Annotated in this window: 14 protein-coding genes; 8 read left to right on the top strand and 6 right to left on the bottom strand. The window is 50.5% G+C overall.

Annotated elements, in window-relative coordinates; genetic code table 11:
* Window positions 1-54 precede the first annotated feature (54 nt).
* Together phbB and CUZ56_RS04020 are read right to left on the bottom strand one after the other, a co-directional pair.
* Window positions 55-798, bottom strand: coding sequence for an acetoacetyl-CoA reductase (gene phbB / locus CUZ56_RS04025; RefSeq protein WP_126978411.1), 744 nt, complete (start codon window positions 796-798; stop codon window positions 55-57).
* Window positions 799-1,147: 349 nt separating this feature from the next.
* Window positions 1,148-3,886: a DUF3141 domain-containing protein gene (locus tag CUZ56_RS04020; protein WP_126978409.1), complete on the bottom strand. Its 2,739-nt coding sequence runs from the start codon at window positions 3,884-3,886 to the stop codon at window positions 1,148-1,150.
* Window positions 3,887-4,175: 289 nt separating this feature from the next.
* Here CUZ56_RS04020 and CUZ56_RS04015 point away from each other — a divergent pair, with 289 nt between their 5' ends.
* Window positions 4,176-4,739, top strand: a complete 564-nt coding sequence (locus CUZ56_RS04015; RefSeq protein WP_126978407.1) for a phasin family protein — start codon at window positions 4,176-4,178, stop codon at window positions 4,737-4,739.
* Between the two features lie 151 nt (window positions 4,740-4,890).
* Here CUZ56_RS04015 and phaR read toward each other — a convergent pair whose 3' ends face one another.
* The 3 genes from phaR to CUZ56_RS04000 form a co-directional block, all read right to left on the bottom strand.
* Window positions 4,891-5,436: a polyhydroxyalkanoate synthesis repressor PhaR gene (phaR, locus tag CUZ56_RS04010; protein ID WP_126978405.1), complete on the bottom strand. Its 546-nt coding sequence runs from the start codon at window positions 5,434-5,436 to the stop codon at window positions 4,891-4,893.
* Between the two features lie 249 nt (window positions 5,437-5,685).
* Window positions 5,686-6,693: an HpcH/HpaI aldolase/citrate lyase family protein gene (locus CUZ56_RS04005; RefSeq protein WP_126978403.1), complete on the bottom strand. Its 1,008-nt coding sequence runs from the start codon at window positions 6,691-6,693 to the stop codon at window positions 5,686-5,688.
* Window positions 6,694-6,962: 269 nt separating this feature from the next.
* Entirely contained in the window at window positions 6,963-7,952 is a 990-nt protein-coding gene (locus CUZ56_RS04000; protein WP_126978401.1) for a malate dehydrogenase, read from the bottom strand.
* Between the two features lie 248 nt (window positions 7,953-8,200).
* Here CUZ56_RS04000 and CUZ56_RS03995 point away from each other — a divergent pair, with 248 nt between their 5' ends.
* From CUZ56_RS03995 to CUZ56_RS03965, 7 genes are all read left to right on the top strand, one after another.
* Window positions 8,201-8,968: a GntR family transcriptional regulator gene (locus CUZ56_RS03995; RefSeq protein WP_239442005.1), complete on the top strand. Its 768-nt coding sequence runs from the start codon at window positions 8,201-8,203 to the stop codon at window positions 8,966-8,968.
* A 204-nt stretch (window positions 8,969-9,172) separates the two neighbouring features.
* Window positions 9,173-9,601 carry a succinate dehydrogenase, cytochrome b556 subunit gene (gene sdhC / locus CUZ56_RS03990; protein WP_126978399.1) on the top strand — a complete coding sequence of 143 codons (429 nt, stop codon included), beginning with the start codon at window positions 9,173-9,175 and terminating at the stop codon, window positions 9,599-9,601.
* A 22-nt stretch (window positions 9,602-9,623) separates the two neighbouring features.
* Window positions 9,624-9,989 carry a succinate dehydrogenase, hydrophobic membrane anchor protein gene (gene sdhD, locus CUZ56_RS03985; protein ID WP_126978397.1) on the top strand — a complete coding sequence of 122 codons (366 nt, stop codon included), beginning with the start codon at window positions 9,624-9,626 and terminating at the stop codon, window positions 9,987-9,989.
* A 12-nt stretch (window positions 9,990-10,001) separates the two neighbouring features.
* Entirely contained in the window at window positions 10,002-11,810 is a 1,809-nt protein-coding gene (sdhA, locus tag CUZ56_RS03980) for a succinate dehydrogenase flavoprotein subunit (RefSeq protein ID WP_126978395.1), read from the top strand.
* A gap of 33 nt (window positions 11,811-11,843) precedes the next feature.
* Window positions 11,844-12,551 carry a succinate dehydrogenase iron-sulfur subunit gene (locus CUZ56_RS03975; protein ID WP_126978393.1) on the top strand — a complete coding sequence of 236 codons (708 nt, stop codon included), beginning with the start codon at window positions 11,844-11,846 and terminating at the stop codon, window positions 12,549-12,551.
* A 66-nt stretch (window positions 12,552-12,617) separates the two neighbouring features.
* Complete coding sequence (locus tag CUZ56_RS03970) at window positions 12,618-12,896, top strand: FAD assembly factor SdhE (protein ID WP_126978391.1); 279 nt, start codon at window positions 12,618-12,620, stop codon at window positions 12,894-12,896.
* A gap of 20 nt (window positions 12,897-12,916) precedes the next feature.
* On the top strand, window positions 12,917-14,230 hold the full coding sequence (locus tag CUZ56_RS03965) for a citrate synthase (protein ID WP_126978389.1): 1,314 nt from the start codon (window positions 12,917-12,919) through the stop codon (window positions 14,228-14,230).
* A gap of 100 nt (window positions 14,231-14,330) precedes the next feature.
* On the opposite strand, the gene rquA is transcribed toward CUZ56_RS03965, so the two are convergent.
* Window positions 14,331-15,095: a rhodoquinone biosynthesis methyltransferase RquA gene (gene rquA / locus CUZ56_RS03960; RefSeq protein ID WP_126978387.1), complete on the bottom strand. Its 765-nt coding sequence runs from the start codon at window positions 15,093-15,095 to the stop codon at window positions 14,331-14,333.
* Window positions 15,096-15,373 lie beyond the last annotated feature (278 nt).

Here is a 15,373-nt window from a genome sequence, read left to right as displayed (position 1 = left end):
CACCACCTGCATTTTTAATAGGGAACACAGGCGGGGTTCAGGTACCAAAAGGCGTTATTGCATATTCAGGCCGCCGTTGACGCTGAAATCTCCGCCAATGCAGTAAGCCGCTTCATCAGAAGCCAGCCAGGCCACGATGGAAGCAATTTCCTCAGGTTTGCCCAGACGGCCGATAGGAATGCCTGAAGTGATCTGTTGCAGCACTTCAGGTTTCATCATGGCGGTCATCGGTGTTTCAATGTAGCCTGGGGACACGGTGTTAACCGTAATGCCTTTGGCGGCAACTTCGCGAGCCATTGCCATGGTAAAGCCGTGTACGCCGGCTTTGGCAGCAGAGTAGTTGGATTGGCCAAACTGACCACGCTGACCATTCACCGAAGAAATATTGATGATACGGCCCCAGCCTTTGGCAAGCATGGCGTCAACCACGCATTTGCTGGCGTAGAACATGCTGCTCAGGTTGGTTTTGATCACGGCATCCCAGTTTTCAACCGGCATTTTTTTCATCATGCCGTCGCGTGTGATACCTGCATTGTTGACCAGAATATCAATGGTGCCAACGCGTTCCTGTACTTCTTTAAGCGCTGCTGAAACAGAGTCCCAGTCGGCAACGTCAAAACCGACGCTTTCAAAGTTGAACCCCAGTTTTTTCTGTTCACTCAGCCATTCCTGCTGATTGCTGGCATTGGGTGTATGTGCTGCAATGACAGTATGTCCTTGTTTATGCAGATACTGGCAAATCACAGTTCCGATTCCGCCCATGCCTCCGGTAACCAGTGCAATACGTTTTGTTGTCATAAGTTCCTCCAACGGGTAAAAAATAAAGTTTAACGGATTAATAAGAACACCAAAGCAATCCAACAGGCAATTGTCAAATTTGACTCAGTCAAGTTACCAGAAGGGGGGTCAGTGTTTTCATTGCCGGCTCAAAAATTTACATGTTTATCATGTTTCATACAAATATGTATGCGTAATAACACTCAAAAATCGATTTTGAATGTTTGCCCTGTCAATTTAATATTTATCGAAACCATTGTAGACCTTCTTAGTGGCAGGTGTATGACAGATAACCCTGTGTTTTAGGCCGGGATGAAATGCTGCCGTAGCCTGCCAAAGTGCATCAGATCTTTGATGGTTTTCTATGGTATTAACCTTTCTTGCGTGTTGTTTTTTGTGGGGTGCGCAGAGTCTGTTTTTGGGGTACTGCCTTTACGGGCAGTTTGGGAGACTCGGTGCGCTTGGGTGTTGATGCATTTTTTTTGCCTGCAACAGATGCTGCCACAGGTTTTGCAGCAGATTTTGCCGCAGCCTTAACCGGAGTTTTGGCTTTGGAGGCGACCACCGCTTTGGGTTGAGCCGCTTTTTTGGCAACAGGCTTGACTTTAGGCTGCGAGGGTTTTGCCGCAGCAGGTGTCGCAGCCGCTTTAGCCGGAGGTGTTGCTTTAGCAGGTGCTGCGGTAGCGGGCGCTTTGGGTTTTACGACCTCAGTTGCTGCGGGCAGAAAAGAGGTTTGCTGGGGAACAGCCGTTTTCTTTTCAGAGGCTGTTGCAGGAGCGCGATTGGGATTAGTTGCGACCGGCTTCGGCGTGTCTGATGTTTGGGCCAGTTTTTCGGTACGAGAGACAGGCAGTTCCAGAACTTCCAGAATTTTTTGCCACATGGGGCGCATTTTATCCACAGAATCAGCCGGGAAAAACTGAGCGCTGGCTTTTATGAAAGCAATCACGTCCTGACGATCTGCTTTGGTACGCAGCAGGGCCGGCAGTGTTTTCAGGCTGTCTTTGGGATATGTGAAGACCAGCAGGTTCTGGACCTTGATGGTTTCGCGCAGCATATCCCACTCCTGTGGTGATACGCTCTCTCCTTGTTGGCGGCAGAAGTTGACTGCCGCATCTAAAAACCGTTGGTCCAGTTTGTCTTTGGACTGGGTGAGCAAAAGGATGATCCGAATGACGGCTTCGCGTGTGCCGCCCTGTGTCAGAAGCCCTTCCAGTTTTTCAACCAGATCATGGCTGACAGCCTCAACATCAATCGGGCTTTTCTGTGCCGCAGTGCCTTCGCCGGTAATGGCGTTGAGCGTACCGTACATCAGGTGGAAAATGGTTTCGACAAAAGAGTCGCGTGTGGCACGGTAGGCATCAAGGCTGGCCTCAATATTGTCGGATGTGGCCTCCTGCCAGCCCAGCAGGGGGTTGTCAGGGTGGGCAGGGGCTCTGCTGGCCTTGACCTGTTGTGCCATACCGGGCAGCCACCACAATGCAGGGTTGGTGCTGCTCCACATTCTTCTGTTGGAGCGGAAGTAGAAAAACTCTCTGAACAGGCGGGCTGAAAGCTCATTGACGGAGTTCGAGAGCCAGGGGCGTACACACCAGTCATAAAGCGTTGAGTTGATTTCTGACAAACGGTCGACCAGTTCAAACTCGGCTTCGTCGGTGCGGCCGTCCTGGTCAGCACTGATCAGGTCTTTGATGCTGCGTTTTTCATAATGTACCTGGTAAATTTTCTCTTTGCCGTCGGACTGCTGCACATCGTCAATGACCAGTTCAAACAAACCGGGCGGCAGTGCTTTGATGCTGTCAATGGCATTGATGAGCTCGCGGTGTTCGCGCTCGGCAACCCGTCCCGAGACAAATATGCCCAAGTGCCCGACACTGGCGTGTTTCAGGTAAACAATGGTACGGCCTGAGGCACGCAACAGCATGTCATTGGGGTATAAGTCGACCACCCAGTTGAGTGCCTGCTGGGGCGGTGTGATGTTGTCACCGGAGGAGCAGAACACCACGACCGGGCATTTGATATTGCGCAGGTTCAGCGGAGAGCCGGCGCGGCCCGATACGCCGCCTGTCAGGCGGTTACCAATAAACAGTTCATCAACAATGGACTCGATTTCTTCACTGTTGAATAAGGTGGGGGCACACCACCAGCGCTCAAAATCCAGATAGCGGGGGGCCTCGGTATCGACCTTGGAAAACAGGTTGTAATCTTTGCTCCACCAGGTGTTGGCGGGATTCAGGTTTTCAAAGTTAATCACCAGCCAGGCGCCATCGAAAATACCGTTGCCAATATCGCTGCCAAAACGTGTCATCCATGCGCCGCCCATCAGGCCTGCAGCATAGCGCATCGGGTTTTGCCCTTTAACACCTGCCCAGTAGGACAGTGGCGCACCGTTGATAATGACCAGGCTTTCCAGGTCTGGCCGGGAGGCGGCCAACCCCATGACGGCCCAGCCGGCCTGGCAATTCCCGATGATGACGGGTTTGGGGCTTTTCGGATGGCGAGCAATGACTTGTTCCAGGAAATATGCCTGTGCTTTGCCTGCCGTGATGATCGTTTGACCAGGCTCTGGCGCATTGCGAAAGGCAATGAAATAGGTGGGATGCCCGGCGCGCAGGCTTTCACCGATTTCAGAGGATTTTTTAAACCCGCCAATACCCGAGCCGTGTCCGCCACGCGGATCGACGATCACAATCGGCTGGCGGGTGTTGTCAATCTTTTGTCCGGGGTCGGGCAGTATTCTGAGCAGGCAGTAGTTGACCGGGTCGGGCAGATCCTTGCCGTCAACCAAGATTTCGTAATCGAATTTCAAAACCCATGGGTAGCCGTTTTGTTCATCGGCGATCATGTTGTCTGCACGTTGACGCAAGGTGTCCCAATACAAAACCATGCGCTGGCTGAAGTCAACCAGGTAGTCGCTCCAGTCTTTGAAAGAGGGGACTTTGTTGAAAAGCCCTGATGAAAAAGGGGCTAATGCGGCTTCTTGTTTACGTTGTATCGCTGCAAAACCGTGGTCAGATTGAATATCAGTGAGTTCTTGAAGGCTGCGTCCGAGTTTCTCAAATGACATTGCCAGCTCTTTTTGCTTAGCAAAAAATGTTTCTTCACTCACGACAATCTCCTGTTCTTATGGGAATTGGGTCAAATTCAGAAAAACCGTATAGTTACAATTTTCCTTTATGATTCTATAGGGTTTTATCCGAAGTATAGCCTCATTTGGGGGAAGTCCGCACTGCTTTCATTACATTTTTTTGTGCAACGCAAAAAAATTCTTGCATTTGATGTAAAATTCCATCACAATTCAGTTCTAGGTCCTGCTGTTTGATGGATTGCTGCTCGCAGGAATTGCTAATTGCTGATTTCATTCTTTGATCGATTTTTTATATTTAGGAGATACAAACATGGCCGCATTTGATACTGAAAAATTTCAGGCTGCACAAAAGAGCAACCTGGATACACTGCAAAAACTGACAGACAAAGTGTTTGACAGCGTTGAAAAGCTGTCTCAGCTGCAGTTGAAAGCTCTGCGTTCAGCCACCAGCGAAAGCATCAAAACTTTCCAAAAAGCATTGAACGTGCGTGATCCCCAATCTTTTGCCGAATTCCAAAGTGCTCTGGCTCAGGCTCCTGCACAATCTGGCGCTCTGCTGGAAATCAACCGTGAAGTGTATGACGTTCTGTCTAAAACACAGGCTGAAATTGCTAAGCTGGCCGAAAGCCAGTTGAAAAAAGGTACAGAAGACCTGCATGAAATCGTTGAGTCTGTTGCCAAGAACGCTCCTGGCGGTTCAGAACCCGTGATTGCTGCTTGGAAAACTGCTGTTGATGCAGCTAACACACTGTATGAAAACGCTCAGAAGACTGTTAAACAGGCTTCTGAACTGGTAGAAGGCGGTATTTCTGCTGCTGCTTCTGCTGCTGCTCAGGCTACCACTGCTGCAACCAAAGCTACCAGCAAAAAATAATGCAGTAAGTTAAGCAAGATATCTTCCATAAGATAAGGGAGTCCTGATCTGGCAGCGCTGAATGTGCTACATGGAAGATACGGTTTACTGCAGTAAAAAGGGTTCTCTACAGAGAACCCTTTTTTATGCCTGATTCAGTGAATGCGGATGGTTACTTCTCGTTGCCAGTGTCGCTGCCTTTGGTTGTGCTGGTTTCTTTGGGGGCATCGGCATTCGGTGTGCCTGAGAACAGGCCAAACATGTTTTGCGAGCTCAGGTAAAGCTGCTTGGCTTGCTCCATGTACTGGTTCATGACATTTTGCATGGCCGGAATCTGGTTGTGCAGAAATGTTTCCCATGCCTTGGACGATTGCGCGTTGGCCTGGGTGTGAATTTCCATCATCGACTGGATGCTTTTTTCCAGGTATCCGCCCATCATGCTTTGCAGCGGGCCGTAGAAACGGATAATGGCGCGAAGTGAGTCATCCGAGAGAATCGGGTTGCCTTCGCTCTCGGCTTCTTTGATGATTTGCAGTAAAACGCTGCGTGTCAGATCTTCGCCGGTTTTGGCGTCAACGATTTGGAACTGCGCATCTTCCGCGACCAGGTGCCTGATGTCGCTCAGTGTCAGGTGGCTGCCTGTCTGGGTATCGTACAGTCGCCGGTTGGCGTATTTTTTAATGATCCGTGTTTCAGATGATTCAGTAGATTTTGTCATTTTCTTTCAAAGACATGAAAAAGGTCCATCCAGTCGCAGCGTTGGCATACGCAGGCGAATTATTTGGGGCGGTTTCACGGGATCGATCAGCCCGCAAATGCCCTGAGAGTTCATGCGTAATATAACACCAATGGTATGACCCGGCAGAAACTCAGGATCAAAGGCCTCTTTGTTTCCCCTGGAAGCGCACTTGTGAAATTGAGGAAATTTTTGAAATGCTGCCAGGATATGCGGCTGTGCTGACGTGCGTTATTGGTGCTCAAAAAACAGGTGTTCGACCTCTTGCGGCAGGGTGCAGCCTGTTTGTTTGGCGCGGCGCAAAATATGCCAGTAGTAGCGATAGCTGGCACGGTCATGCAGGCTGTCCTGCCCTTCAGATTTGTAACGGATTGGGGCCCAGTTGTTCTGGTAAGCCAGCATCAAAATCTGGCATGCGTCATTGATTTCGACCAGATCGGGCTTAAACGCATCAACGATGGGCCGGATCTGGCTGGGGTGAATGCTCCACATGCGGGTGTAGCCGAACTGCTGGCAGGCTTTGCGTGCTGCTGCAAAGACAATGTCAGCATTATTAAACTCGGTAATGACGCTGTGTGATGGTGTTTTGCCGTGGGCGTGACAAGAAGCTGCAATCTCAAGCTTGGCGCGTACCACCAGAGGGTGTGTAAACTGCCCCTGGGCACCCATTCCCTGGGCAGGTATGGCTCCGCCGTGTGCAGAGACAAAGTCCATCAGGCCAAATGAAAGTGACTGTATCTGCGCCAGGCCGGCGATTGACCAGACGTCGTGCAACGCGCCATGGGTTTCGATCAGTGCATGCAATGGGGGCAGCGGTGCATTGGCTTCATCAGCGCAGCGGCTGATAAACGCAATGGCGTTGCGTACGTCATCCAGATTTCTGGCTTTGGGCAGCATGAGATAAGCCAGGCGGGAAATGCCGTGTTTAAACAACATGCGCACATCATTTTCAAAAGCCGGGTGTGTAACGGGGTGTACGCGGGCACCGACACGGTTGTAAAGATTGGCCTCGGAATTGATGATGGAGGCGATTAATTCAATATGGTCGTTTTCTCCCCCAATTGGCGCGCCATCTTCTGCATCCAGCGTGACATCAAAAACGGGGCCCATTTCTGCCTGCATTTCAAGGCTTTTGATCATGCGTTTTTCGATACCGGCATAGTGGTCGCAGACAGGCAGGCTGGTCCATGGCTCTGCATTGCCGTCAAACAGGGCATCTTGTGGCAAGAGTGTATTCATGAGTTCTGTATGTGGTTCGGTGTGTATGGCACGTATTGTATCCAGACTAGGGTGTGTTGGCAGTTCAGTGGAATGCCAAAAATCTGGATTTTGCTCTGAAACATGCTTTGTTGCAAAACAGGTATGAAGCAATGCAAAGGTGGGGTATGAATGAATTCAGCGCGGGATGCTGATGCTTATTGCCATGAAAAAAGGCCGTTTAAAAACGGCCTTTCATGCGATACAGCAGATGTGTGTTAACTGCTGCTGAAATAATGGGGCGATGCCAATTATTTCAACAGGCCCTTCACGCCATCCTGTTCTTCCTGCAACTCTTTGAGTGTCAGGGCGATACGTTCTTTAGAGAATTCATCGATTTCCAGTCCTTCCACGATTTTGTATTCACCGTTGCTGGTGGTAACCGGGAAGCCGAAAACGACTTCTTTTGGAATACCGTATTCACCATTGGAAGGCACACCCATGGTCACCCAGGCGCCATTGGAGCCCAGTGCCCAGTCGCGCATGTGCTCAATGGCCGCATTAGCAGCCGATGCGGCTGATGACAGGCCGCGTGCTTCAATGATGGCGGCACCACGTTTGCCAACGGTGGGCAGGAACACGTTTTTGTTCCATTCCTGATCGTTGATGGCGTCTTTAACGCTTTGGCCGTCTGCTGTGGCAAAACGATAGTCCGCATACATGGTTGGGGAATGGTTGCCCCATACGCACAGTTTTTCAAATGCGGTAACGGGTTTTTTCAGTTTGGTAGACAACTGAGCCAGTGCGCGGTTATGGTCCAGGCGCAGCATGGCTGTGAAGTTTTTCGCCGGCAGGTCGGGCGCTGACTTCATGGCAATATACGCATTGGTGTTGGCCGGGTTGCCGACCACCAGGACTTTAACGCGACGGCTTGCAACGGCATTCAGCGCCTTGCCCTGCTCGGTAAAGATTTGGGCGTTGGCAGACAGCAGGTCTTTGCGCTCCATACCAGGGCCGCGCGGACGGGCACCAACCAGCAAAGCATAGTCGATGTCTTTGAATGCGGTCATCGGGTCGCTGTGGGCTTCCATACCTGCGAGCAGCGGGAAGGCGCAGTCTTCCAGTTCCATCATGACGCCTTTAAGCGCTTGCTGTGCTTTTTCATTAGGAATTTCAAGCAGTTGCAGAATGACGGGCTGGTCTTTGCCAAGCATTTCACCGGATGCAATTCTGAATAACAGCGAATAGCCAATTTGACCTGCGGCACCAGTGACGGCAACGCGAACGGGTTTTTTGTTCATTGATGACTCCATATCAGTTTTTGTATTTAGGCGTTTATAAACGCTTAGTCTATGATTTCCTGTGTGTCGAACAGTACATTGTCGTTCCAATGGGGAGAGTTGTACATCAGAAAATGATCGATATCATAGTGGAAGAGTCCAGAAAAGGGGTGGCACGTCGTCAATAGTCTTATATCTTATGTAAGATATAAAGAATCAAACATCTTGTTATGATTGCCAGGACATATGTTTGTATCACAACGATGACCATGCCTGAAAATACAAAACCATCTGCGACTGCAAAAACAGAAGAGGCTGCTACGCCATCTTACAGTCCTTTATACCGCCAGATCAAGAACTTGATTATTGCGAGTTTGCGTTCTGCCGAATGGAAACCAGGCGAGGTTATTCCCAGCGAAATTGAACTGGCTGCGCGTTTCGGGGTGAGCCAGGGGACAGTCCGCAAAGCAATTGACGAATTGTCGGCAGAGAATTTGCTGGTGCGCAAACAGGGTAAGGGAACGTTTGTTGCGACCCACCACGAAGAAAAAATTCAGTATCGTTTTTTACGTTTGCAGCCCAACAATGGTGAGGTGCGCCCATTGCATCGGCGTTTCATTGACTGCCAGAGCTTGAAAGCACCGGCCAACGTGGCATCTGTGCTGCAGTTGAAAGGCGATAAGCAGGTGCTGGAGATCCGGCGTGTGCTGAGTTCAGACCAGGCACCGGTGGTGCTGGATGAGATCTGGCTGCCCTATAAATTGTTTGAGACATTGACCGCGCAACGTTTATCCAAATACCGCGGGCCGATGTATGCACTGTTTGAATCAGAGTATGGTGTGCGCATGATCCGCGCTACGGAACAGATCTCGGCAATTGCTGCCACCAAAGATGTGGCAGCATTGCTACAGGTTGATGAAGGTTTGCCTTTGTTGCAGGTTTTGCGCACATCGTATACGTACGGAGATGTGCCGGTGGAGTACCGGCGCGGCTTTTACCGTACTGAAGATTATTATTACCGTAACGAGTTGAATTAAAACGCAGTATTTGTTTTGCTGATGTAATAAAAGTTGATGGAGACAACACAGACTAAGAAAACGAAATTTGACACTGATCCCCGAAAATCACGATAGCATCATATGGGGGTTTTGTGCTTTGCGGGCAAACCCTTGAACTACAATTCCTGGTGTTATCTATTGTTCCTCCCATGATATTTACTTTAATAAAGAAGGCGCCTTGTTATGCAAGATCAAGCAAAAAAGCGCCCAGAGATCCGAAACATCGGACTGGGTGACATCTTGAGTTATCGCATGCCGATTGCGGCATGGGTTTCCATTCTTCATCGTATTACCGGGGTGATCATGTTCATCCTGTTGCCGTTTGTGATATGGATGTTTGATGCCAGTTTGCGCAGTAAAGAAACTTATGCGGTATTTACCAACTTCATTGATAACGGCTGCGCTTTTGTGCCGGGCTGGTTTGTCAAGCTGGTGTGCCTGGGATTGATCTGGGCCTTGATGCACCACCTGTGTGCCGGTTTGCGCCATGTGATGGCCGACGTGCATCACAACGTCAGCAAAGAGCAGGGTAAGTCAACCGCAATCATTTCGCTGATTGTGTCGTTGCTGCTTACGGCTGGGCTGGGTGCCAAATTGTTTGGCTTGTATTAAGCATTGATCAGGAGTCGAAAAAATGTCTACAACATATGGTTCTAAACGGCTGGTGGTCGGTGCGCATTACGGCTTGAAAGACTGGCTGGCACAGCGTGTTACCGCTGTTTTGATGGCGTTGTTCATTGTGGTGCTGGCGTTGCGTGTGATCTGCACTTCCGGCGCTTTGGGTTATGAAGGCTGGGTTGCCGTATTTACGCCGCAGTGGATGAAAATTTTAACGCTGCTTACCATTCTGGCTTTGCTCTACCACGTCTGGGTGGGGGTCCGTGATGTTTTCATGGACTATATCAAACCGGTAGGTTTGCGATTGTTTTTACACGTGTTTACGCTGGTATGGCTGATTGGCTGCTCAGGGTGGGCGATTCAAGTGCTTTGGAGTCTGTGAGGAAAAATTAAAATGTCAGTAACTACAAAAAAACTCCCCAAGCGTCAGTTCGATGTGGTCATCGTTGGTGCCGGTGGTTCCGGTATGCGGGCCGCATTGCAGATGTCACGCGCAGGTTTAAGCGTGGCTGTTTTATCAAAAGTATTTCCTACCCGCTCGCACACAGTGGCTGCGCAGGGCGGTATTGGTGCCTCGTTAGGCAACATGTCTGAGGATAGCTGGGAATGGCACTTTTACGATACGGTGAAAGGCTCGGACTGGCTGGGCGATCAGGATGCCATTGAGTTCATGTGCCGCCAGGCACCTGCTGCGGTGTATGAGCTGGAGCACTTCGGCATGCCGTTTGACCGCAATGCCGATGGTACGATTTACCAGCGTCCTTTCGGCGGCCATACCGCTAACCATGGTGAAAAGCCGGTGCAGCGTGCCTGTGCGGCCGCTGACCGTACCGGGCATGCATTGCTGCATACGCTGTATCAGCAGAATGTGAAAGCGCATACCAATTTCTTTGTGGAATGGATGGCGCTGGATTTGATCCGCGATGCTGATGGCGATGTGGTGGGCGTGACGGCCATGGAGCTTGAAACCGGCGACATTTATGTGCTGGAGGCCAAGGCCACTTTGCTGGCTACGGGTGGTGCAGGGCGTGTATTCCAGGCGTCTACCAACGCGTTTATTAATACCGGCGATGGTTTGGGTATGGTGGCGCGTGCCGGCATACCGTTGCAGGATATGGAGTTCTGGCAGTTCCACCCCACAGGTGTGGCTGGCGCCGGTGTGTTGCTGACAGAAGGCTGCCGTGGTGAAGGCGCGATTCTGATCAACAGCGAAGGCGAGCGTTTCATGGAGCGTTATGCGCCGACACTGAAGGATCTGGCACCGCGCGATTTTGTATCGCGCTCAATGGACCAGGAAATCAAAGAAGGCCGTGGCTGTGGTCCCAATAAAGATTATGTGCTGCTGAAGCTGGATCACCTGGGTGCTGAAACCATCCATAAACGGCTGCCTTCCGTATTTGAAATCGGTTTGAATTTTGCCAACGTGGATATCACCAAAGAGCCTATCCCGGTGGTGCCGACCATTCACTATCAGATGGGCGGCATTCCGACCAATGTGAACGGGCAGGTGGTTGTGCCTGACGGACAGGGCAATCAGAAGGTGGTGAATGGTCTGTACGCGGTAGGCGAATGCTCCTGCGTCAGCGTGCATGGCGCCAACCGTCTGGGCACCAACTCGCTGCTGGATCTGGTGGTGTTTGGCCGCTCGGCTGGTAACCACATGGTGGATTTGTGCAAGCAGACACGTTCGCACAAGGATCTGCCCGCCGACGCGGCAGATGCCGCCTTGGCACGTGTGGCACATCTGGATCAATCGACCGGTGGCGAGTATGCACAGAATGTGGCGAACGATATTCGCCAGTGCATGCAAACGCATGCGGGCGTGTTCCGCACCCAGGCCAAGATGGATGAAGGTGTCAAGGAGATCATGAAGATTGCCGAGCGTGTGCCGGGTATTACGCTCAAGGATAAATCGATGGTCTGGAATACAGCGCGCATGGAGGCGCTGGAAGTGGAGAACCTGATCGAGGTTGCCAAGGCAACGATGCTGTCTGCTGCTGCACGCCATGAGTGCCGCGGTGCGCACTCGGTGGATGATTATGAACGCCCGGCAGATGATCCTGATCATCCATTGGGCCGTAATGACCAGGAATGGCTTAAACATACCCTGTGGTTCAGTGAAGACAACCACCTGGAATATAAACCTGTGCGTATGCAGCCATTGACGGTGCCTACCGTACCGCCCAAGCCCCGTACTTTTTAATATATCAACAAGGTTTTAAGAAAGTAATTCCCCATGACAATCAAACGTACTTTCAAAATTTACCGCTACGATCCGGATAAGGATGAGAAACCCTACATGCAGACCATCGAGATTGAACTCGAAGGGCATGAACGCATGCTGCTGGATGCACTGGTTAAGCTCAAGGCGATTGATCCGACACTGTCATTCCGTCGTTCATGCCGCGAAGGCGTGTGCGGGTCTGATGCAATGAACATCAACGGCAAGAACGGTTTGTCCTGTCTGGCTAATCTGCGCAGCCTGGCTGATCCGATTGTGCTCAAGCCCTTGCCCGGTCTGCCGGTGATCCGGGATCTGATTGTGGATATGACGCACTTTTTCAATCAGTACAACTCGATCAAACCTTATCTGATCAACGACGACCCACCGCCTGAAAAAGAGCGCCTGCAGTCACCGGAAGAGCGTGAAGAGCTCAATGGCCTTTATGAATGTATTCTGTGCGCCAGTTGTTCTACCAGTTGCCCGAGCTTCTGGTGGAATCCGGATAAATTCGTTGGTCCTGCCGGCCTGTTGCAGGCATACCGTTTCCTGGCGGACAGCCGGGACAAAGGGACTGAAGAGCGTCTGGATAATCTGGAGGATCCTTATCGGTTATTCCGTTGTCATACCATTATGAACTGTGTGGATGTTTGTCCGAAGAGTCTGAATCCGACCAAGGCCATTGGCAAAATCAAGGAAATGATGGTAAGACGTGCTGTTTGATCAATGCAAACAAGCACGGTGACGTTATTAAGAACTCATTTGAAACAAGAGAGATGAAGGCCTAAAATGACGCAAGAGGCTGATACCCCTCTGAACTTAGGGTTACTGCGCTGGCGCTGCCGGCGCGGTATGCTGGAAAATGATCTGCTCATTGAGCGGTTTTTTTCTTGTTACGGAGACAATTTGTCACAACCACAGGCTTTAGCATTATTGAGCTTGATGGAGCTCAGTGACAGTGATCTGCTGGATTTGCTGATGGCACGTAAAGAGCCGCAGGGCGAGTTGGATACGCCCGAGGTCAAGGCCGTGCTTGAACAGATACGACAGGTCAAGGTAAAAAAGTAGATGATAAAAAAGGAACAGAGATGACACCTTCAGAAACAAAAGCCAGTATTTCTTTCAGTGATGGCAGCCCCAGCGTCGAGCTGCCTATTTACAAAGGAACAATTGGTCCGGATGTGATTGATATCAGAAAGCTGTATGCGCAGACTGATAAATTTACCTATGACCCTGGCTTTATGTCTACAGCGTCATGCGGCTCGTCAATCACTTATATTGATGGGGATAAGGGTGAACTGCTTTATCGGGGCTACCCGATCGAGCAACTGGCAACAAAGTGCGACTTCCTTGAAGTGGCTTATCTGTTGTTGGAAGGCGAGTTGCCCAACGCTGACCAGAAGAAGACATTCAATGAAACGATCATGCACCACACCATGATGCATGAACAGATGCATTTCTTCCTGCGTGGTTTCCGCCGTGATGCGCATCCGATGGCTGTGATGACAGGGCTGGTCGGTGCGATGTCAGCGTTTTACCACGACCACATGGACGTGCATAACCCCGAGCACCGCGCCATTGCAGCGCATCGGCTGATTTCCAAGATGCCTACGCTGGTAGCCATGACCTATAAATACAATAAGGGCGAGCCCTTTATGTATCCGGACAACAAGCTCTCCTATGCAGAAAACTTCTGCCGGATGATGTTTGCCACGCCTTGTGAAGAATACAAAGCCAACGATGCTGTGGTGCGTGCGCTGGATCGTATTTTCATCCTGCACGCTGACCATGAGCAGAATGCATCGACGTCAACCGTGCGTTTGTGCGGCTCTTCCGGAACCAATCCGATTGCTGCAATTTCCGCTGGTGTGGCCTGCCTGTGGGGCCCGGCGCATGGTGGCGCCAATGAAGCCTGCCTGAATATGCTGGAAGACATCCAGAAAATGGGCGGTGTGGAAAAAATTGGTGAATTCATCAACCAGGTTAAAGACAAATCTTCCGGCGTGCGCCTGATGGGTTTTGGTCACCGCGTGTATAAAAACTATGACCCGCGTGCCAAGCTGATGCAGGAAACCTGTAAAGAAGTGCTGGTTGAGCTGGGTCTGGAAAATGATCCGCTGTTCAAACTGGCAATGACACTGGAAAAGATTGCGCTGGAAGATGATTATTTTGTGCAGCGTAAACTGTATCCAAATGTGGACTTCTATTCAGGCATTGTGCAGCGTGCGATTGGCATTCCGGTGCCGATGTTCACAGCCATTTTTGCATTGGCACGTACGGTGGGCTGGATTGCACAACTCAACGAAATGATGAGCGATCCGGATTATAAGATTGGTCGTCCGCGTCAGTTGTATATTGGTTCTCCAAGACGCGATGTACCTACCATGGACAAGCGTAAGTAAACCAAGCATCATGCTGAATGAAAAATGCCCGCATTTGCGGGCATTTTTGATGTTGGTGTACCGACAGAGTTTGTTTAAACGGTATCTTGTTTACGGTGTATCAGGCTTTGTTCCGGATGCCTACCAGTATCTGATACAGGCCGCCAAACAGCGTTCTTTTCTGCCAGGTGTATTCTTTTCCTAAAGAGGAAATATCCTGTATGGGCTGGCTCAGCAATGATTTGGCAAACGGCTCCAGGAAATGGAAGACGGTATAGGTGATCGGATTCAGCGGATGCCACCAGGCCGGCTTATGGTAATCCACAAAAACAACTTTGCCGCCTGGTTTCACTTTCTGCAACAGGTTTTCAACAATCTGGCTGCGCTCTTTGACTGGCACCTCGTGCAGCAGGAAAAAACAGCACACGCCATCATAATCAGGCAGGTGAGACAGGCAGCCCGGCACGGACAGATCTGCAATCAGCGTATTCAACTGCGGCGTGTTAGGCAGTTTGCGCTTCATGTTGGCAATTTGCACTGGGGCAACATCCACCACCATCAGTTGACCATCAGGGCCTATTTTTTTCGCCAAGTCGGGTGTGATGGAACCATACACGCAGGCCGATTGCAGCACATGCTGTCCGGCAGAGAATTCATTGACGGCAGCTCTCATGAGCCGGTTGGCATTGCCCCACAGAATGGTTGAAACCACCAGCCCCTGATCAAGCCGCGCAACAGATTTGGGGTTCAGGTAAGCCCAGGTGTAGGTGCTGGAAAGGTATTCTGGGATGGCAGGTAAGGATGTGGCGTTTTGTTTGATGGAGGTGGGCGGGGCTTCAGCGTCAATGTCTTGGTTGACGGCCGATTGTAGTTGGTTTGGGTTCATGACTGGTTGTATGCTTTTAGGGTTGAGGAAAACAGGCTTTGTGAGCAGCATCCCACGGTTAAAAGATAGCCTCATTATGGTGCAAGGAGCTTGAGTTAGATCATAAATTGATCTTTATGCTCTGCTGTTTTGCAGGGCTTTTCCAAAAAACTAGGTCATTATATTTAGAGCAGCTTAGTTCTTTGTAACTAGTTGTGCTTGCATTATGGTTATGCGTAATGGGTAAAAAGAGAGGAGTCCGATCGACCCGGGCGGTCTGATGATAATGCCAAAGGCTT

Source organism: Saezia sanguinis (assembly GCF_003991585.1).
In the GTDB taxonomy this organism is placed as follows: domain Bacteria; phylum Pseudomonadota; class Gammaproteobacteria; order Burkholderiales; family Burkholderiaceae_C; genus Saezia; species Saezia sanguinis.
This window is presented reverse-complemented; position numbering and strand designations above follow the sequence as displayed.